Origin of the sequence: Streptomyces sp. 1114.5 (assembly GCF_003635085.1) — a bacterium.
GTDB lineage: Bacteria > Actinomycetota > Actinomycetes > Streptomycetales > Streptomycetaceae > Kitasatospora.
Genome location: NZ_RBXE01000001.1, coordinates 2,983,086 through 3,002,065, shown reverse-complemented (window position 1 = coordinate 3,002,065; position 18,980 = coordinate 2,983,086). Strand labels below are relative to the sequence as shown.

Below are 18,980 nucleotides of genomic sequence, written 5' to 3'. Positions count from 1 at the left end.
GCCTCCCGACCGGACACCTGCTAGTCGATCAACTCCGAGAGCAGGGACTGGGTCTGGTCCGGCGTCATCCCCACGCCGCGGGCGTACGCCTCCTCGAACACGGCGTCGCCCAGCATGTCCCGCAGGGCCACGGCCGCCCGCTCGCGCTCGACGCGGTCCAGGTAGCCGCCCTTCGGGCCGTTCAGCCCGTTGTGCGCGCCCAGCAGGAGCGCCGCGAGCCCGGCCCGCTCCAGGTCCCGGTCGCGGGCGGCGAACTCCCGCAGCACCCCGACCACGGCCGGCACGATCATGACCGTCATCTGCTCCACGAAACCGGAGGCCGTGGTGACCGACCGCAGCGTCCGCCGGCCCTCGCGGATCAGTTCGAGCCCCTGCTCCGGGTCTCCGGCCCGGGCCACGATCCAGCCCCGGGCCGAACTGAGCAGCCCCGAGACGACGCTCGGCGCGAAGAAGCCGAGCTTCGCCTCGCGCAGCCGGTCCAGTTCGGCCAGCGCCTGCGCGTACTCGCCGCGCTGGGCGTGCACGCCGCAGAGCGTCAGGTAGCCGAACAGCCAGGCGCCGGTGCTGGACTGGTTCGTGCCCGGGGAGTCGAGGGAGGCCAAGGCCTCCCGGACGATCCGCTCGCCGCGCTCCAGGTCCACCTCCAGCAGGGCGTTGCCGAGGTTCACCTGCAGCATCGGCACCTCCTGCGGCGCCCCCAGCTCCTCGGCCAGCTCGATCGCCCGCTCGTACGCGGCGGCGGCGGCCTCCGGCTCGCCCCGATTCGCCAGCGACTCGCCCTGCGCGGACAGCGCCTGGGAGATCCCCCAGAGGTTGCCGGCCTGCTGGTACAGCTCCAGGGAGCGCTCGCCGTCCCGGACGCTCTGCTCCTCCCCGCCCGGCCAGTCGTTCATCATCTTGGCCCGGAGCTGCAGGACGAACGCCATGTCGTTGGCGTCGCCGTGGCGCTCGCAGCCCGCGACCGCGTCGTCGAGCAGGTCCTTCATCACGTCCAGCCGGCCGGCCAGGAAGGCGCCGAAGACCCGCATCAGACCGGGGAAGCGGTAGGCCTGCGGCAACTCCGGGGTGTAGACGTCCAGGAGCCGCTGGGCCACCTCGACGGCCTGCGGGTCGCCGAGCACCTCCAGGTTCCCCTCGAAGAGCCCGATCAGCCGGTACATCGCGAGCAGTCGGCGGGCCTCCTCGACGACCCCCTCCGGCATCGGCAGGCCGTACGAGAGCACGGTGCGCTCCAGCGGCACCGGCGGCGGGGCGTCCGGACCGAACGGGTCCGGGCCCAGCGCGGCCACCGCGTTGTACCAACTCCTGGCCTCCAGGCTGTAGTTGCGCAGCGACCAGTACCAGCTCATGCCGAGGGTGAGGGTGAGCGCCTGCTCCTCGTCCCGGAGGTCGACCGCGCGGCGCAGCGCGGCCCTGATGTTGTCCTGCTCGCGCTCCAGCACGGTCAGCCAGTACAGCTGCCGGGGACCGTGGATGTGCAGGTCGGAGCCGGCGACCACGGAGCGGAAGTGCGCCAGGTGGCGGGCCTCGGTGGCGGCGCGCTCGGCGGGGGAGGCGGCGAGGCGTTCGGCCGCGTACTCGTGGATGGTCTCCAGCATCCGGTAGCGCGGCAGGCTGGCGCCGTCCAGGTCGGCGACCAGCAGGGACTTGTCGACCAGCGACAGCAGCAGGTCGGCGACCTCCCCCGGCGGCACGTCGACGCCGTCGGCGCAGACCGCCTCGGCGTCCTCCAGCTGCCAGCCGCCCGCGAACACCGAGAGCCGGCGCAGCACCGCCCGCTCCCGCTTGCCCAGCAGGTCCCAGCTCCAGTCGACCACCGCGCGCAGGGTCTGCTGGCGCGGCAGCAGGGTGCGGCTGCCCGCGGTGAGCAGCGCGAACCGGCCGTCCAGCCGGTCGGCTATCTGGCGGGCCGTCATCACCCGCAGCCGGGCGGCGGCCAGTTCGATGGCCAGCGGCAGCCCGTCCAGGCGGCGGCAGATCTCCGCGCAGGCCTCCGGATCGCCCGCCGGGTCGAAGCCGGGCCGGGCGGCGGCGGCGCGTTCGGCGAACAGCCGCAGCGCGACCGGGTCGGGCAGCGGCTCCACCGGCAGCACCGTCTCGCCGGGCACACCCAGCGGCTCGCGGCTGGTGGCCAGCACGGTCAGCCCGGGGCACTCGGCGAGCAGCGCGTCGGCGAGGTCGGCGGCGGCCTGGATCAGGTGCTCGCAGTTGTCCAGGACGAGCAGCATCCGGCGGTGCCCACAGTGCTCGACCAGGCGGCGCAGCGGGTCCTCGACGCGCTTCTCGATCACCTCGGCGACCATGCTGGCACTGTGCAGCACGATCTCGCGCAGGCCGAGCGCCGAAACCACGGCGGCGGGCACCGCCGCCGGGCTCTCCAGCGGGGCGAGTTCGGCCACCCAGACGCCGTCCGGCCAGGCCCCGGAGGCCCGTTCGGCCCGGCCGGCCTCGACCGAGAGGCTGGTCTTGCCCGAGCCGCCGGGACCGGTCAGGGTCACCAGCCGACGGTTCGTCAACAACTCGCGCAGGGAGGCGAGATCGGACTCGCGGCCGACGAAGCTGGTCAGCCGGCCGCGCAGATTGCCGGTGGCTCGCGGGAGTTGGGCGGCGGGCTGCGGCTTCGGCGCCGGGGCCGGTGCCGGGGCCGGACCGGGCTCCGGTACCGCCTGCGCCACCGGTGCGAGCAACTCGGCGTGGAGGGACTGGAGTTGACGCCCGGGGTCGACGCCGAGCTCATCGGCCAGGGCACGCCTGGTCCGCTCGTAGTGGCGCAGCGCCTCGGCCGTGCGGCCGCTCGCGTGCAGGGCCCGGATCATCAGCAGCTGCAGCGGTTCGTCCAGCGGCTGGCGCTCGCACAGCTCGGCCAGCTCGGCCACCAGCTCGGCCGCCCGGCCGAGCCCGAGGTCCGCGGTGATCCGGTGGCGGCGGGCCTCGTCCCGCTGGGCCTCCAGCCGGGTGCCCGGGCCGGTGCGGTCCGGCAGGTCGGCGAGGGCGGGGCCGCGCCAGAGCGCCAGGGCGGCGCGCAGCCGCTCGGCGGCGAGCGCGTGGTCCCCGGCGTCCAGCGCGCGGCGGCCCTCGGTGGTGAGCCGCTGGAAGTCGGCGAGGTCGGTGGCGGGGCCGGTCAGCCAGTAGCCGGCCGGGCCGGAGCCGATCTCGTCCCGGCCGATGGTGCGGCGCAGCCGGCCGACCAGGGTCTGCAGTGCGGCGGAGGAGTCCTGCGGCGGCTCGGCGTCCCAGACCTCGTCCACCAGCACTTCGGCCGGCACCGGGCGGCCCTGCCGCAGGGCCAGCGCGGTCAGCAGCGCCCGCAGCCGGGCGCCGCCGAGGGGCACCGGGGTGCCGTCGTCGTGGTGGGCCGTGGTCGTCCCGAGGATCCCGTAGTGCACCGGACCATTCTGGTCGATCGGCGGCGATGGGGACGCACAATTGTTCCGTACCCCGTCCGCGCGGAAGGACCGCGGAGGCCTGCCGAGGAACGCGGCCGGACGGCCGGACGTTCATCCGGAGCGGCTTGTCCGCTCACCGGCCCGCCCGGCATGATCGGGGCCGACCCGTTCCACCCGTTCCCTCTGCCCACGGAGCACCCACACCATGACCTTCGCCGCCACGCCGCGCTCCCGCAGCGAGGACCGCCGGATCAGCCCGGTGTTCTGGGTGCTCCTCGCCATACTCGGCACCTCCGGCTGGGCGGTGTACGCGGGCTACGGCAACGCGTCCTTCGGGGTGTTCCTGTTCGTCGTCGCGGGCTGGATGGTCTCGCTCTGCCTGCACGAGTACGCCCACGCCCGCACCGCGCTGCACGGCGGCGACATCACCGTCGGCGCCAAGGGCTACCTCACCCTCAACCCGCTGAAGTACACCAACGTGCTGCTCAGCTTCGTGCTGCCGATCGTCTTCGTGATCCTCGGCGGCATCGGCCTGCCCGGCGGCTCGGTCTGGATCGAGCGGCACCGGATCCAGGGCCGGCTCAAGCACAGCCTGGTCTCGGCGGCCGGCCCGCTGGTCAATCTGCTGATCGCGGCGGCGCTGCTGATCCCGATCGGTGCGGGCTGGCTGGACGACCCGACGGTGCACGCGTTCTGGAACGGCTACGAGCTGACCATCTCGCCGTTCTCCGGCGCGCTCGGCTTCCTCGGCTTCCTCCAGATCAGCGCGGCGGTGCTGAACCTGCTGCCGGTGCCCGGCCTGGACGGCTACGGCATCGTCGAGCCCTGGCTGTCGTACAAGACCCGGCGCGCGGTGGAGCCGTTCGCGCCGTACGGGATGCTCGCGGTGTTCGCGCTGCTGTGGCAGCCCGAGGTGAACTCGTTCTTCTTCGGGATCGTCCACGGCCTGATGAACCTGTTCGGCGTGGACCAGGACTACGCGACGCTCGGCCGGTACCTGTTCAGCTTCTGGAAGAACTAGCGCCGACCGGCACCGGCGCCGCCCGGCACTGGCGCCGACCGGTCAGCCCTGCTGAGCCGCCGCCGCAGCCTCGGCGATCTTCGCCCGGCGGCGGTTCAGCCACAGCACGTTGCTGGCCACACCGGCCAGCGGCAGCCAGATCAGGCCCAGCCAGAAGCCCTGGACCAGCGAGAAGACGGCGGCGGCCAGCGCGAGGACGACGACGATCAGGGCGAGCAGGGACGTGCGGGGCATGGCGGAAGGCTCCTAGAACGGGTGCGGCCGACCGGGTCGCGGCCGCCACCCATTGTCGCCGACCTCACCTCCGGAGCGGGCCCAGGGGTCTGTCGTCGAGATCGCGTCGTCCGCCCGGAGGGCGGGCGGGATCTCGGCGACAGACCCCTGAGGTGAGGTCGACACAGTGGCCTGCAGATCACACGTCGGTGATCCGCAGGCCCGCGTGGGCCTTGTAGCGGCGGTTGACCGAGATCAGGTTCGCCACCAGCGCCTCGACCTGGTGGGCGTTGCGCAGCCGGCCCGCGTAGATGCCCCGCATGCCGGGGATCCGGGCGGCCAGGGCGCGCACCACGTCGGTGGCGGCCCGCTCGTCGCCGAGCACCATGACGTCGGTGTCGATCTCCTCCACCGACTCGTCCTGCAGCAGCACCGCCGAGAGGTGGTGGAAGGCGGCAGTGACCCGGGAGTCCGGCAGCAGCGCGGCGGCCTGCTGGGCGGCGCTGCCCTCCTCCGGCTTCAGCGCGTACGCGCCCTGCTTGTCGAAGCCGAGCGGGTTGACGCAGTCGACGACGATCTTGCCGGACAGTTCCTCGCGCAGCGCGGTCAGGGTGGCGGCGTGGCCGTCCCACGGGACCGCGATGATCACCACGTCGCTCTCCCGGGCGACGGTGGCGTTGTCGGCGCCGCGCACGCCGAGGCCGAGTTCGGCGGCCGAGGCCTCGGCCCGGGCGGCGTCGCGGGAGCCGATGATCACCTGCTGGCCGGCCTTGGCCAGCCGCAGGGCGAGGCCCCGCCCCTGGTCGCCGGTGCCGCCGAGGACGCCGACCACCAGCTGCGAGACGTCCGGCAGTTCGTGGGCCGGGTTTGTCGCTGAATCGAGGGAAGTCATGGGCCGATCCTGCCAAATCTCCGGCCCCGCGCGACATCCTGGCCCGCATGGACGCGGTGAGAGTTTCGGCACTCCGGGAGCGACTGACGGGCACGGGCTGGCTGGAGGCCGTCGGCGGCTTCGCCGGATCGCTGCGGCGTTCTGTGGAGAGGCGCGGGGCCGGCGGACTGCTGCTGGTCGGCACCGAGGCGTACGAACCCTGGCACCTGGCCGCCCACCTGGAGGACGAGGCCGCCTGGTCGGCCGTCCCCCGGCTGGCGCCCACCCTGCTGCGGCACCACCCCCCGGCGGGCGCCCCGGCCCACCTGGCGCACGACCTGCGCCGGCTGGCCGCGGCCGGGCGCGGCGCCACCGTCCTGGTGGTGGCCCCGGGGGCGGCCGGCGCCCCGCTGCTGGAACGGGTGCACGACGCCCGCCGGCAGGGCGCGACCGTCCTGGCGCTGGACGGCGCGGCCCCCGCCGAACCGGGCGACCTCGGCGGGCTCGCCCACGAGCGGCTGGCCGTCGGCACCGCCGCCGAGGAGCCCTTCGACCTCGCCCAGCACCTGGTCAGCACCGCCGCCGGGCAGCTCCCCGCCCGCCGCTCCCCCCTGGACCGCCTCGCCGCCCTCGCCGCCCGCCTGACCTCCGCCCCCGCGATCAGCCGCTGGTAGGTCCCGATCACGCGCGGCTGTTCACGACGCTGCGTCATCACGTGGTGTAGGTCGTGGAACGGGGCCGACGTGGACGACCCACACCACCAGCTGTCCGTTGCCGATCGTGTGGACGACCCGGTAGTCGCCCACGCGCAGGCGCCGACGCTCGGGCTGCGACACGAGTGCGGTGGTGTTGAAGCCGAGCGGATCGACTCCACGGGCAACGGCTGCGTCATGCGCCCAAGCGGACGCAGTGCTCCATGTGTACACAACGCGCCGCCGCTCGGAAACCCTTCGAAAACCCTTTGCGGGACTGGCCGCCGCCACCGCAGGATGACGGCTCGTGAACGACGACGAACCTCCGCACACCACCGAACCCGGGCGGGCCCGGACGCTGCTGCGCTCGCTCACGCCCGACCTGGCGCCCTGGCGTGCCTCGCGCGACTTCCGCTACCTCTGGACTTCCGGCTGCATCACCAGCTTCGGCAGCTTCCTGACCCTGGTGGCCGTGCCGATGCAGATCAAGGAGCTCACCGGCTCCTCCCTCGCGGTCGGCCTGGTCGGCGCCGTCGAACTCCTCCCGCTGATCGTCTTCGGCCTCTGGGGCGGCGCCCTCGCCGACGCCCTGGACCGCCGCAAGCTGGTGCTGCGCTCCGAGGCCGCACTCGGTCTGCTGGCCGGGCTGCTGCTGCTCAACGCCCTGCTGCCGCACCCGCTGCTCTGGCCGATCTACCTGGTCGCCGCGCTGGTCGCGGCCGCCGACGGCCTGCAGCGCCCGGCGCTGGACTCGCTCACCCCGCGGATCGTCCCGCACCAGCACCTGACCGCCGCGTTCGCCCTCAAGTCCCTCTACCACAACGCCGCTTCGGTGGCCGGGCCGGCACTGGCCGGCGTCGTGGTGGCCTTCGCCGGGGTGCAGACCGCCTACGCGCTGGACGTGCTCACCTTCGTCGCCTCGCTGCTGCTGCTCGTCCGGATCGGGGCCGTCCCACCGCCCACCGGCGCCGAGCGGCCGTCGGTACGGGCGGTGCTCACCGGCGTCCGGTACGCCTGGAGCCGCAAGGACCTGCTCGGCACCTACGCGATCGACCTCTGCGCCATGCTGTTCGCCTATCCGGTGGCCGTCTTCCCGTTCCTGGCCTCGGACTTGGGCGCGGACTGGGCGCTCGGCCCGATGTACGCGGCCTCCGCGGTCGGCGCCCTGCTGGTCGGCGCGACCAGCGGCTGGACGTCCCGGATCCACCGGCACGGGCGGCTGCTGGTGGCCGCCGCCGTCGGCTGGGGTGCGGCGATGGCGCTCGCCGGGCTGTCCGGGAGCATCTGGCTGGTGCTGCTCGGGCTGGCCCTGGCCGGCGGCGCCGACCAGATCAGCGGGCTCGCCCGGTCGACCATGTGGAACCAGTCGATCCCGGACGAGGTCCGCGGCCGGATGGCCGGGGTGGAGATGCTCAGCTACTCCGTCGGCCCCCAGCTCGGCCAGGTGCGGGCCGGCACGATGGCCGGGCTGGTCGGCGTGCGCGCCGCGGTCTGGGCCGGCGGTGTCGCCTGCGTCGTCGCCGTCCTCGCGGTCGCCGCCGCGCTGCCGCGGCTGCTCGCCTACGACGACCGGACCGACCCGCACGCCGCCGCCGTCCGCGCCGAGCACGAGCGGGTGCAGCGGGAGGCGGCCGCCACGGCGTGACGCTACTCGGCCCGGTCTTCCGGCTTGTCGCTCCAGCGCGGGTCGTTGCTCCACTCCCGGTTGCGCTCGTCCGCGATGCGCAGCGCCTGGGCGGCCTCCTCGGGGCTGTCGTACGGCCCGAGGCGGTCCTTCGCCGGGCACTCCGGGCCCTCCTCGACCTTGTTGTGCTTGATGCAGTAGAACCACTCGCCGGGCTTGCCGGTCGGCTTTCGGTGGAATCCGAGGGGCATGGCGCTCTCCCGTTCAGACGGCTGACGTTCAGGGGTCGGGTCGCTACCGATCATTCCCCGCCCCGGGCCGCCCTGCACACCGCGCACCGGCCGGGCGCCGCGATGCCCGCCGACTAGACTCGCGGCCATGGCTCTCGTACCCGGCATCCAGTCCCCCACCCGCAAGGTCCCGGCGCACATCGCGCGCCCCGAGTACGTCGGGCGGCCCGCGCCGGCGCCGTACACCGGGCCCGAGGTGCAGACCGCCGAGACGATCGAGAAGATGCGGATCGCGGGCGGGATCGCCGCCCGGGCGATGGAGGAGGCGGCGAAGCTCATCGCCCCCGGCGTCACCACGGACGCGCTGGACGCCGTCGCCCACGAGTACATGTGCGACCACGGCGCCTACCCGTCCGACCTCGGCTACCGCGGGTTCCCCAAGTCCGTCTGCACCTCGATCAACGAGGTGATCTGCCACGGCATCCCGGACTCGACCGAGCTGCAGGACGGCGACATCGTCAACATCGACGCCACCGCCTACATCCACGGGGTGCACGGCGACCTCAACGCCACCTACCTGGTCGGCGACGTGGACGAGGAGTCCCGGCTGCTGGTCGAGCGCACCCGGGAATCCCTCAACCGGGCGATCAAGGCGGTCAAGCCGGGCCGTCAGATCAACGTCATCGGACGGGTCATCGAGTCCTACGCCAAGCGCTTCGACTACGGCGTGGTGCGGGACTTCACCGGACACGGCATCAACACCTCGTTCCACTCCGGCCTGATCGTCCCGCACTACGACAGCGAGCGGGCCACCGAGGTGATCAAGCCGGGCATGACCTTCACCATCGAGCCGATGCTGACCCTGGGCACCTACGACTACGAGATCTGGCCGGACGGCTGGACGGTCGTCACCAAGGACCGCAAGCGCACCGCCCAGTTCGAGCACACCCTGGTGGTCACGGCGGACGGCGCGGAGATCCTCACCCTGCCGTGACCCCACCCGGTGGGTGCATCAGCCGATCAACCACTGTTCCTCGGCGACGGCGCCCACCTCGGTGCAGGCGTCGGTCAGCACGTCCAGGACGCGCAGCGGGTCCGGCAGCGGCTGCTCGGGCCCGCGCAGCCACCGCACCCGGGAGCCGTCCGGCAGCGCGGCCGGCGGGAGCAGGGTGTACGAGCCGCGGCAGTGCCAGCGCAGGCCGGGGTGTTCGGACATGGTGTCCGGGGTGGAGTCGAGCGCGCTCGGCCACCACTCGTCCTCGTCCTGCGGGGTGCCGCGGGTGGCGGTGAAGAACAGGTAGCGGTCCTCGCCGACGGCGGCGACCGGGCCGCCGACGCCCAGCGCGGTCAGCCGCTCCAGCGCCAGCCGTCCGGCCTCCGCCGGGACGTCCAGCACGTCGTGCACCCGGCCGGTGGCGGTGATGAAGTTGGCCTGCGGGTCGCGGGCGAGCCAGCGGGAGAGCTGCTCGGCGTCGGTGGTGGCCTGGGTCTGCCAGGCGAAGGAGACCGGGTGCTGGGCCGGGGCCGGACAGGCCACCCGGTCACAGGAACAGCGGTAGCCGGCCGGGTGTGCGGCCGGGGCGAGCGGGAATCCGGCGCGCGCGGCGCCGAGCAGCTGGTCCAGCCCTTCGGCCGGTCCCTCCGGGCCCCCCGCCCGGGCCCGCTGACGATCACGCTTCTGCCACCAGGTCGTCCACCTGCCGCCGGCTTCCATCGGGCCCCTTCCGCGCAACTGCCGTGCCTGGTGCGACACAGCGTTCGACGTACCACTCCGACGCAACGCACGGCGCCCCCCGCTGCTTCCCGGGGTGCTCGGCCCTGCCGTCCGCGCCCTGTCGGCCGTGGCCCGGGGTCACCGGACGGCCGACGCCCGGGTCACGGTACGCAGTCGCGGCAGCACGCTGTCCGCGCCAAGTCGGCCGGAGGGCACGCGGATCCGCGCCTCGCCCGGCCCGTACGGGGCCCGCTGACCCGGGTGAACCCCGAGGGCGTACAGGAAAGGATAGGGGTGCGCGGGGCCTCCGGATGACCGGGGGCGGTGCCTCTCCGGTCACACTCCCCTGCGCACCCCGGGCACACTCCCGGCACGCGGCCCTCACCAGGCCTCCCGTTCCCCCTCCCACCGGGGGTGTTCCCGGTCACCCCGGGCCACCCCCGCGGAGGTGAGACCCTGGAGGGATGAAGAGCGCGGACACCGAATTCGTCGGCGGCCCCCTGGACGGGCGGATCCTCCCCATCCCGCTGGGGCCGATGCTCGGCGTGCCCAAGAAGTACAAGGTCCCGGTCCCCGCGCACGGCGAGGCCCCCGCGCGCACACTGGTGTACGTCCGGGCCAAGCAGGTACGGGGCCTGAGCTGGTTCTGGCGCTACGAGTACGACGAGGCGGCCTCCGCCAAGGCCTCCGCCTGACGGCCGTCCGCCTCCTTCCTCCGCGCTCCCCCCGGGAGGTCGGCATGGCGAGGACGGTACGGCACCCGAGGGACCGCTCCCGGGCGGTCGCCCACCACAACCGGCAGGTCGCCGCGGTCACCGGGGTGCTGCTGCTGGTGGTCTGCCTCTACAGCGTGGTCATCGGGCCCGACGGCTGGCTCTGGTTCGGCTGGGCGGTGCTGCTGCTCGTCAGCGTGGCGCTGTTCCTGGTCCGCCCCTGAGCAGCGGCACCGCCCGTCGTGCCGGTGGCGCTCCCTCCGCGCCGGCCGGTCCCCCCGGGCCGGTCAGTCATCCCCGGCGAGGATGAGGTACAGCTTCTTGCGGGCCTCGGTCAGTACGGTCAGCCCCTTGGCGCGCTGCGCCTCGGTGCCGGTCGCCATGACCTGCCGGATCGCCTGGTCGACCGCGGCGAGCGCCTGGCCGACCTCCTGGACGGCCTCCCAGTCGACCTCCCGGCCGGCCTCGGCCCACGGCTCCGCCGGCCCGGCCTCGGCCTCGGCCCGGCCCGCCTCGGTGAGCGAGACCAGCCGCTTGCCACCGACCTCCTCCGCGGTGATCAGGCCCTCCTCCTCCAGCAGCTGGAGGTTGGGGTAGATCGAGCCCGGACTGGGCCGCCAGGCCCCGCCGGTCCGCTCGCCGATCTCGGCGATCATCTCGTAGCCGTGCATCGGCCGCTCCTTGAGCAGCGCCAGCAGCGAGGCGCGGACGTCACCGCGCCGGGCCCGGCCGCCGCGCCGCCCGTGCGGGCCACCGCGCCGACCGCCGTACCCGCCGAAGCCGTGCCCGAACGGGCCGCCCATCGGCCGGCCGGGGCCGCCGCCGCCGAACGGCGGGCCGAACCCGCCGAACGCCTCCCGGCCCTCGAAGCCCTCCCCGGGCATCCCCCCGAACTCCGGCCCCGGCCCGCGCCGGCGACCGCCGCCGGGGCCCTCTCCGCGAAATCGCATTCCTGAGCGCATGGCGCCCACCTCCTGTGTGCTGACGAACCCTTCTCCGAAACAGTCGAGTCACTGTCTCGATAGTTCGACGATATATCGGTGACTGTCGCTCGTCAACGGTTCGCCGACACACCGCCGACCTGCCACCGCCGGCCCCCGACACGGTTCCTCAGGCTTCACCAGCCGACCCGTCCAGCCGCTACGGTGGCGGGCATGGCCGGAGAACGAGACCTTGCGACGCTGCTGCGCGGGATGCGCCCGCTGCTCAACCCGGGGCGGTACGTGTACTGCACGCTCCCCGCGAAGGTGCCCGCCGGCATGCGGCCGGTGGTGACGGTCGCCGAGCCGGAGGGGGTGACGGTGGTGGTCGCCCAGGAGGAGGCGGACGCGCTCGGGCTGCGCTACGAGTACGTGGCGGCCTGGATCACCCTGCAGATCCACTCGGCACTGGAGGCCGTCGGGCTGACCGCGGCCGTGGCCGGGCGGCTCGCCGAGGAGGGGATCAGCTGCAACGTGGTGGCCGGCTTCCACCACGACCACCTGTTCGTCACCGCCGACGACGCCGAACGCGCCGTCCGCGCCCTGGAGGAACTCTCCCGGCGGTAGCGGGTCTGAACAGTCCCGCCGGGTGGCCGCCGCCGACCGGGCCTTCGACACTGGGAGCAGCCGCCCCGCCGAGGGCGGCCCCACCGGAAGGAGACGGCCGCCATGGCCATCTGCGTCACCTGCGGCAACGACTACTGGCTGGCCTTCGAGATCAAGACGGTCACCGGCGACACCTACACCTTCGACAGCTTCGAGTGCGCGATGGAGAAGCTCGCGCCGCGCTGCGAGCAGTGCTCCGTCCGCATCGTGGGCCACGGCGTCGAAGTGGCCGGGATGTTCTTCTGCTGCGCCAACTGCGCCCGGATCAACGGCGGCCTCGGCGAGCAGATCCGCGACGCCGTCGGCGCGCACCCCGCATAGCGGGTGCACGGCCCGCCCGGACACGGGCGGGAGAGGGGGCGGAAGAGTCGGCCAGTACGCCGGGAACAGTCTCCGCACCGGCAGCGACCTGCGGAAACGTCGTTCCCGGCGGTCCGATCGCCACGCAATCGCCACACCTTCGGCGACCGCCGCTCACTTGGCCTCTTCAGCGGCTCCTCGACCGTCGTGAGGCTCTCGTCAGACGGTGGTGGTGCAGACGAATCCGAGGTCGGCCAGGCCCTCGCTCTGGCACAGCCGGTCGGATGCGCCCCCGGCAGCTGTCTGCAAGAGCTGGTAGTCGGCGCCGTGCGCCTTGCCCCAGTGCATCGCCGCGCGCCACAGGAGCCGCCCGAGGCCGAGGCTGCGGTATTCCGGCAGAACACCGAAGTACTGCGGGAGGAGTCGTCGCCTGCCGTTGGGGTCGGCCATGGTCTCCATGGGGCCGATTGCGCCTACTACGCGCTCGTCCTGGACGGCGACCAGCACGGGGCCGACGCTGTCGATCCGGGAGTGCAGGAACACGAAGCCCTCGCCGGCCAGCTTCTCGGCGAACTCGGGGAAGGTGGTCCGGATGGCTTCGGGCTGTTGGTCGAGGGCATCGATTCCCTCGACGGCTGGTGCGTCCTGGTCGAAGGTACGGAGCTGCACGCGGGTAGAGGCGGCCACTGGGGCGGCGGTGTCCTGGAACCACACCACACGGGCTTTGGATGCGTCGCGCCCGGCGGCGAGCTTGGCGGCCAGTTCCTCGGCCTCCTGCCGGTGCTCGCGGGCGCCGTAGAGATGGACGCGCAGGATGCCGCGACCGGTGATGGTGGGGATCAGCGTGCGGGCCTGGTCCTGAACGACGGCGTCCAGCAGGACATGCTCGTCCTTGTGGTCGGACCACCGCCGGTCCTTGTCGTGTGGCAGGAATTCTCCGGTACCGGCGACGGCGAACGCCTCGGCCAGAAGCTCAGCGGAAACAGCTTCGGGATGGAGCGGCCCGAGCGTCGGAAAATACGGGACGCACATCACGGGGCGCAGCAAGTCCCAGCGCAGATCCATACCCGCACCCTACTCGCCAGCCCCGCACGGCTCAGGCCCCGACGCGGAGAGCGCCGGGGCCTGAGCACTACTGATCAGGTGCGATCAGCGGGTGGTTCAGTGGGGGTTGTCGTCGCCCGCGTTGCACGAGCACTTCACGCTGTCCATGACGTCGTCCAGGTCGCCGACGGCGATGATCTCGGTGACGGGCGGGGTCGGGGCCGCGATCGGCCGCGTGAGGTACGGCAGGCGCTGGGCCGGGCCGTCGTCCGGGAGCGGACGCCTCGGGGAGAGTTCGACAGCTACAGCGGTCATGTCACCCTGCTTTCTTGATCCCGTGCTGGCAGTAACTTGCGAGTGGTGCCTTCGCCTCCTGGTAGTGCTTGGCCAGCGGCCGGCAGACGGTGCACGCGCCGGAGAGCTGGCAGCCGGAGCATCCACCGGTGCGAAGCATGAGGCGGTCGGCGATGGCGCCGAGCCGGGCGAGGCCGTTGATCCCCTCGGTGGGGAGACTGATCTGGTCGTCACGGCCGATCTTGCAGATGGACACCAGCCCGTGTGGGTCGGTGTGGAAGAAGGTGTGTCCGGCGTTGCAGCCGCCGAACGGCTTGCGCATCCGCAGGTGCTCCTTGGACTGCGCGGTCAGCGACTCCGCCCCGCCGTAGATCGTCGGAGTCATGTTGGTGAAGACGTTGTACTCCAGCCCCCAGCCTTCACACAGGTCGATCATCGCCTGTTCCTCGGTGGCGTTGTCCTCGGTGACGATGATGCTCATCCGCAGCGGCAGCTTGGCCCGGCGGCCGGCGTTCATGCCCTGGATGAACAGGTCCCAGGCGCCCTGCCGCTGGGTCAGCTCGTCGTAGCTGGCCTTGTTCGCCCCGTACATCGACACCGTGACCCGGTAGGGCGGGCACTCGCGGAACATCTCCAGCAGGTTCTCCCGCCACAGCAACGAGGCGTTGGTGGAGACGGTGATCATCATGCCCAGCTCGAACGCGCGGCGATACGAAGGCATGAAGTCCCGGTCCACGGTGGGCTCGCCCCCGGTGATCTGGAGCCAGAGGACGCCGGCCTCGGCCATGATGCCCAGGCAGGTGAGCTTGTCCGTGAGCGGCATGCCCGAGTTGACCTTGAGCCCGAGATAGCAGTGCTTGCACGTGTAGTTGCAGCCGAGGTTGATCTCCCAGCTGGCTCGCGAGTAGCCCCACGTGGAGGGCTGCCGGACCAGCAGGACGTCACCCGCAGGACGACCGGTAACGTCCAGGTCGGCCCACTGGGCGCGCACGGCGTCCGCGAGCCACGAGGGAGCTGCCTGAGCGGGTTTGTGGGCGCGCAGCTCCTCGTAGTCGGCCTGCGGGAGCCGGAGACCACCCCGGCCACCGGGGCGCACCAAGAGGTATTCGTCCAGGAACGGGCTGGCGATCAGGTCATGCACGTGTTCCCTCCTTATCTGAGCGGTATTCGGTCGATGTGATGCCGTGCTGGCCCACCTGCCGCAGTGCGTTTGGTGGGGTCAACCGATCTCGGCCCAAACCCATTTGCCGAACGGGGCTTCGTCGACGCCCCAGCGGTTGGCGATGCTGTCGACGAGGCCCATGCCGCGCCCGGACGTCTCGGTGACCCCGGTCTTGATGACCGCGGGCAGGGTGCGTGACGAATCGCGGACCGCCAGTCGAAGCCGGTCACCGTCCAGGCCGAGTGCGACGCACAGCCGGGTGCAACCGGTATGCCGGGCTGCGTTGCCGACCAGTTCCGAGACGATCAGCCGAGCATCTTCCAGCAGATCGAGACGGCCCCAATCGGTCAGCTTCTCCTGGACCAGGTGTCGGGCACTCCTCGCCGACTCGGGGGCGCAGGGCATGTGCCGCATGCAGCGGCGGCGCTGCATGGCGGGCACGTCAAGTGCGGTGGCCACCAAGGCGGTGTCGGCCTGGGTCGGGCCGTGCTTCGTGCGCAGCAGCGTCATCCTCGTCGTCACGGCGGCCTCCGGTGGTCAGGGGCCGCCCGGCGCTCCTCCATGGAGCCGAGGGGGATCGGTGATTCCTCCCGCCGGGCGGCTGTTAGTTATTGAACGGCGCGGGCATGCCGCAGGAGAGGGGCCACGAAGGGGTGCATTTTCCAGCAGGGGTCCGCCAACGGGGCCAGAATTGATGCGCTGTCAGCTTCGATCGAGAGGCCACTTGTGAGCGGTGTCAGCCCGGGCGGGATCGGCCGACTGCTGCGGGAGATCCGCGAGGCGTACCCGAAGAAGACACGCGCCGAGCAGGCAGAGTTAGTCGCCGCCGCAAGTGGCGAGTGGTGCGATTGGGAGACCATCAAGCGGTGGGAAACCGAGAAGCGAATTCCGCAGAAACCCTCGTACCAGGGGATCGCCGACGCCTACGGTCTGACCGTGGGCCAGGTGGCCGAGGCCGCCGCCGCCTCCCGGCGGTACCGGAGTGAGCGCAGCACGAAGGGCAACAGCGTGGACAGGCGGAAGTTCATCGGAGCAGGGATAGGAGCAGCCACCGGCCTCGTCGCGCTGCCCGGCATCGCACAGGCCCACGAGGGGATCACCGCAGCGCTCAGGCCATCCGGAGAGGGTGATCTCGCCTACCTGGAGTCGGCGTTCGAGCGGCACCGGGGCGGCTACCGTGGCCGGGCACCGGAGGCGGTGCTGGCCGAGATGATGGGTGATCTCGATCTGCTGGGAGAGGTGCTGAACCGACCTCACCCGGCGCGCACCCGTGCGGACCTCGCCCGGACGGCGGCAGGCATCGCGGGCTTGGTGGCCATCGTCCAGCACGACCGCGGTGACCAGCGCGACGCCTACCGCTGGTTCGCCACCGCCGAGCAGGCCGCGCGGGAGTCCGGTGATCAGCGGATGATCGCGTGGGTGCTGGCCCGGCACGCCATGGTCCCGCTCAACTACGGCGCTCCTGGCGCGGCCGCTCGGATCGCCGAGCAGGCCCGGCGGGAGGCGGGGAGCGGCCCGACGGCGGCCGGAGCACTCGCTGCGGCCGTCACCGCGCGGGCTCTGGCAGCCTCCGGCGACTTCGAAGGGGCCCGGCGGGCGGTGGACGACACGCGGAATCTGGCGGAGCGCCTGGACGGCGCCGAGGCGGCCGACACCTGGTTCGGCTACCCCGAGCAGAAACACCACGTGCACCTGTCGCAGGCGTACACATTGCTGGGCGACACGGGCAGCGCCTACCAGGCGCAGGAGGACGCGCTGGCGCTCACGGACTCTCCGTCGGTAATGGCGCGAGCCCTGCTGGCAGTGGACACCGCCGCATGCCTGCGCGTCGACGGCGACCCGACCGGTGCTGCCGAGATGGCGTCCGGGGTGTGGGGGCGGCTGCCGGCCGCCTACCGTGAGGGCCTGATCCGATCCCGCACCGAGACGCTGCATCGCCAGCTCACCGGTCGGCCGTACGCGCTGCTCGGGGAGGCGCTGGCCGGCTAGCCGCAACGAGGCTACCGGGGACTCTTGGACAGCTGCTTCGACCGTTCTCACCGCCACACGATCGCCACAGCACGCCCAGGAACAGGCCGCAACAGGCACGAAGAGTCAGCAAACGGTTACAGCTCTTCGAAACATGAAAAGGCCCCCTGACCTGCGAAGTTGCAGATCAGGGGGCTCTTCTCAAACCGGCGACGGAAGAGTCGGCCTGTACGCCGGGTTCTGTCACCCGGGTCGCTTGCGCGGCCCGGGGAGACGGCCATCCATCTAGGGCTGCCGTTGCCGACAGCCTCGTGCGGTCTACCCGCGAGCTCGGGCGAGCAGCCCTCGAACACTCGCGCACGGCGCCCGAAGGCACCGATCTTGACCTTGCTCCAGGTGGGGTTTACCTAGCCGGCCGGGTCACCCCGGTCGCTGGTGGTCTCTTACACCACCGTTTCACCCTTACCCACCACCAAAAGCGGTGGGCGGTCTGTTTTCTGTGGCACTGTCCCGCGGGTCACCCCGGGTGGGCGTTACCCACCACCCTGCTCTGTGGAGCCCGGACGTTCCTCGGCGGGTCTGGTGACCCGTCGCGACCGCCCGGCCGGCTCTTCCGCCGTAGTGGTCATCGTAGCCGCTCGGGCGGTGCCTCCCGTACACCGGACCGGACGGCCACCGGCTCACCGCCGAGGCGGGCGGCGACCCGGGCGGCCGTCCCGCCCGCCCAGGAGGTGGTGACGACCAGGCCCAGGACGAGGATCGCGCTGCCGAGGCCGACCACGATCCACCAGCCGGCGTGGCTGGCCGGGGCGAAGCCGACCGCGAGCGGGCCGACCACGGCCGAGGTGACGACCGTGCCGATCACCGCCACGCCCAGCGACTGGCCGACCTGACGGCTGGTCGAGGCGACCGCGGCTGCCACGCCCGCCTGGGCGCGCGGCATCCCCGAGACGGCGGCGTTGGTGATCGGCGCGTTGACCATGCCGAAGCCGAAGCCGAACAGCGCGTACGCGACCAGCAGCAGCCCCGACGGGGAGTCGGCAGTGAGACGGGTCAGCAGCAGCCCGCTCGCGGCGAGGCCCAGCCCGGCAGCGACCAGCGGAAGGCGTGGGCCCCGGCTGCCGACGATCCGTCCGGACAGCGGTGCGCAGACCAGCATCATCCCGGCCATCGGCAGCGTCCACAGCCCGGCCTCGACCGGGCCGTAGTGCCGGACGTCCTGCAGGTAGAGGGTGTTGAGGAAGAGGAAGCCGCCGAGCGCGGCGAAGGCGCAGACCGCGGTGACGGTGGCCCCGGTGAACGGCGCACTGGCGAAGAACCGCGGGTCCACCAGCGGCTCCGCCACCCGCCGCTCCCAGAGCGGGAAGGCGGCCAGCGCGGCCAGCGCGGTCGCGGCGAGGGTGAGGATCAGCGGGGAGGTCCAGCCGTTGGCCGGGCCCTCGATGATCGCGGCGGTGCCGCAGCCGAGCAGCACGACCATCAGCAGCTGCCCCACCGGGTCCAGCCGGCGCGGCCGGGGCGCGCGGGACTCCGGAACGAAGCGGGCGGTCAGCAGGATCGCGGCCAGCGCCACCGGGACGTTGATCAGGAAGATCGACGGCCAGCCCGCGCCGTCCACCAGGAAGCCGCCGAGCAGCGGGCCGAGCGCCATCGAGATGCCGACCACTCCGCCCCAGACGCCGATCGCCCGGGCCCGCTCCTTCGGGTCGGTGAAGGTGTTGGCGATGATCGACATCGCCACCGGGTTGAGCATCGAACCGCCCACCGCCTGCAGCGCCCGGAACGCCACCAGCCACTCCAGGCTCGGCGCCAGACTGCACAGCAGCGAGCCCAGCGCGAAGCACACCAGCCCGGTCTGGAACACCCGGCGGCGGCCGAACCGGTCCGCCACCGAGCCGAACAGCATCAACAGCGAGGCCAGCACCAGGGTGTAGGCGTCGATGATCCACTGCAGCCCGGACGCCGGAGCGTCCAGGTCCCGCTGGATCGCGGGCAGGGCGATGTTCACCACGGTGTTGTCGAGGCCGACGATGAACAGGCTCAGGCAGCAGATCGCGAGGACCAGCAGCCGGCGGCGGCGCCCGGGCGCGAGCTCGGGCGCGGCGGTGGGGGGCAGGGCTTCGGGCACGGACCGATCTTCCCACCGCGCGCCGCGGCCGGGG

At 72.6% G+C, this 18,980-nt stretch carries 20 protein-coding genes, 1 other RNA gene and 1 pseudogene; 9 read left to right on the top strand and 13 right to left on the bottom strand.

From position 1 onward, the window contains the following. Positions 1-20: 20 nt before the first annotated feature. A complete protein-coding gene (locus tag BX285_RS13290) occupies positions 21-3,386 on the bottom strand; it encodes a BTAD domain-containing putative transcriptional regulator (RefSeq protein WP_121175243.1) in 3,366 nt (1,121 codons plus the stop codon). A gap of 205 nt (positions 3,387-3,591) precedes the next feature. Here BX285_RS13290 and BX285_RS13285 point away from each other — a divergent pair, with 205 nt between their 5' ends. Then, a complete protein-coding gene (locus BX285_RS13285) occupies positions 3,592-4,407 on the top strand; it encodes a site-2 protease family protein (protein ID WP_097238159.1) in 816 nt (271 codons plus the stop codon). A gap of 42 nt (positions 4,408-4,449) precedes the next feature. On the opposite strand, the gene BX285_RS13280 is transcribed toward BX285_RS13285, so the two are convergent. Next, on the bottom strand, positions 4,450-4,641 hold the full coding sequence (locus BX285_RS13280; RefSeq protein WP_121175242.1) for a hypothetical protein: 192 nt from the start codon (positions 4,639-4,641) through the stop codon (positions 4,450-4,452). Positions 4,642-4,819: 178 nt separating this feature from the next. Then, positions 4,820-5,512, bottom strand: a complete 693-nt coding sequence (gene npdG, locus BX285_RS13275; RefSeq protein ID WP_097238157.1) for an NADPH-dependent F420 reductase — start codon at positions 5,510-5,512, stop codon at positions 4,820-4,822. 47 nt (positions 5,513-5,559) lie between these two features. On the opposite strand from npdG, the gene BX285_RS13270 reads away from it, so the two are divergent. After that, positions 5,560-6,165 carry a hypothetical protein gene (locus BX285_RS13270; RefSeq protein WP_097238156.1) on the top strand — a complete coding sequence of 202 codons (606 nt, stop codon included), beginning with the start codon at positions 5,560-5,562 and terminating at the stop codon, positions 6,163-6,165. Between the two features lie 37 nt (positions 6,166-6,202). On the opposite strand, the pseudogene BX285_RS38340 reads toward BX285_RS13270, so the two are convergent. Then, positions 6,203-6,357 (bottom strand): annotated as a pseudogene (locus BX285_RS38340) (type II toxin-antitoxin system RelE/ParE family toxin); the annotation flags it as partial. A 133-nt stretch (positions 6,358-6,490) separates the two neighbouring features. Here BX285_RS38340 and BX285_RS13260 point away from each other — a divergent pair. Continuing rightward, positions 6,491-7,828, top strand: a complete 1,338-nt coding sequence (locus BX285_RS13260; RefSeq protein WP_121175240.1) for an MFS transporter — start codon at positions 6,491-6,493, stop codon at positions 7,826-7,828. A gap of 2 nt (positions 7,829-7,830) precedes the next feature. Here BX285_RS13260 and BX285_RS13255 read toward each other — a convergent pair whose 3' ends face one another. Then, a complete protein-coding gene (locus tag BX285_RS13255) occupies positions 7,831-8,058 on the bottom strand; it encodes a hypothetical protein (RefSeq protein WP_097238153.1) in 228 nt (75 codons plus the stop codon). Between the two features lie 127 nt (positions 8,059-8,185). Between BX285_RS13255 and map the strand changes: the two genes are divergently transcribed. Continuing rightward, on the top strand, positions 8,186-9,031 hold the full coding sequence (map, locus tag BX285_RS13250) for a type I methionyl aminopeptidase (RefSeq protein WP_097238152.1): 846 nt from the start codon (positions 8,186-8,188) through the stop codon (positions 9,029-9,031). Positions 9,032-9,049: 18 nt separating this feature from the next. Here map and BX285_RS13245 read toward each other — a convergent pair whose 3' ends face one another. After that, positions 9,050-9,751, bottom strand: a complete 702-nt coding sequence (locus BX285_RS13245) for a bifunctional DNA primase/polymerase (protein WP_097238151.1) — start codon at positions 9,749-9,751, stop codon at positions 9,050-9,052. 464 nt (positions 9,752-10,215) lie between these two features. Between BX285_RS13245 and BX285_RS13240 the strand changes: the two genes are divergently transcribed. Continuing rightward, positions 10,216-10,446 (top strand): hypothetical protein, encoded by a 231-nt coding sequence (locus BX285_RS13240; RefSeq protein ID WP_101948236.1) that lies wholly within the window; start codon positions 10,216-10,218, stop codon positions 10,444-10,446. Between the two features lie 44 nt (positions 10,447-10,490). Then, a complete protein-coding gene (locus BX285_RS13235) occupies positions 10,491-10,688 on the top strand; it encodes a hypothetical protein (RefSeq protein WP_097238150.1) in 198 nt (65 codons plus the stop codon). A gap of 63 nt (positions 10,689-10,751) precedes the next feature. Here BX285_RS13235 and BX285_RS13230 read toward each other — a convergent pair whose 3' ends face one another. After that, the gene (locus tag BX285_RS13230) at positions 10,752-11,414 is read right to left on the bottom strand and encodes a PadR family transcriptional regulator (protein WP_373560512.1); all 663 of its coding nucleotides are present in this window, start codon (positions 11,412-11,414) and stop codon (positions 10,752-10,754) included. Positions 11,415-11,618: 204 nt separating this feature from the next. On the opposite strand from BX285_RS13230, the gene BX285_RS13225 reads away from it, so the two are divergent. Both BX285_RS13225 and BX285_RS13220 read left to right on the top strand, forming a co-directional pair. Then, positions 11,619-12,011, top strand: coding sequence for an ACT domain-containing protein (locus BX285_RS13225; RefSeq protein WP_097238148.1), 393 nt, complete (start codon positions 11,619-11,621; stop codon positions 12,009-12,011). Between the two features lie 102 nt (positions 12,012-12,113). Next, entirely contained in the window at positions 12,114-12,371 is a 258-nt protein-coding gene (locus tag BX285_RS13220) for a Prokaryotic metallothionein (protein WP_097238147.1), read from the top strand. Between the two features lie 198 nt (positions 12,372-12,569). Here the strand turns inward: BX285_RS13220 and BX285_RS13215 are convergent, their stop codons facing one another. The 4 genes from BX285_RS13215 to BX285_RS13200 all read right to left on the bottom strand — a co-directional run bounded on the left by BX285_RS13215 (position 12,570) and on the right by BX285_RS13200 (position 15,372). Then, entirely contained in the window at positions 12,570-13,415 is an 846-nt protein-coding gene (locus tag BX285_RS13215; RefSeq protein ID WP_121175239.1) for a GNAT family N-acetyltransferase, read from the bottom strand. A 96-nt stretch (positions 13,416-13,511) separates the two neighbouring features. Continuing rightward, positions 13,512-13,709, bottom strand: coding sequence for a hypothetical protein (locus BX285_RS13210; RefSeq protein WP_097238145.1), 198 nt, complete (start codon positions 13,707-13,709; stop codon positions 13,512-13,514). Between the two features lies 1 nt (position 13,710). Continuing rightward, positions 13,711-14,829, bottom strand: coding sequence for a radical SAM protein (locus tag BX285_RS13205; RefSeq protein WP_121175238.1), 1,119 nt, complete (start codon positions 14,827-14,829; stop codon positions 13,711-13,713). A 78-nt stretch (positions 14,830-14,907) separates the two neighbouring features. After that, positions 14,908-15,372: an ATP-binding protein gene (locus BX285_RS13200; RefSeq protein ID WP_121175237.1), complete on the bottom strand. Its 465-nt coding sequence runs from the start codon at positions 15,370-15,372 to the stop codon at positions 14,908-14,910. Positions 15,373-15,576: 204 nt separating this feature from the next. Here BX285_RS13200 and BX285_RS13195 point away from each other — a divergent pair, with 204 nt between their 5' ends. Next, positions 15,577-16,839, top strand: coding sequence for a transcriptional regulator (locus BX285_RS13195; RefSeq protein ID WP_121175236.1), 1,263 nt, complete (start codon positions 15,577-15,579; stop codon positions 16,837-16,839). Between the two features lie 192 nt (positions 16,840-17,031). Here the strand turns inward: BX285_RS13195 and rnpB are convergent. Then, positions 17,032-17,430: RNase P RNA component class A (gene rnpB / locus BX285_RS13190), an RNA gene on the bottom strand. Between the two features lie 13 nt (positions 17,431-17,443). Beyond that, complete coding sequence (locus BX285_RS13185; protein WP_259470515.1) at positions 17,444-18,946, bottom strand: MFS transporter; 1,503 nt, start codon at positions 18,944-18,946, stop codon at positions 17,444-17,446. Positions 18,947-18,980: the final 34 nt, after the last annotated feature.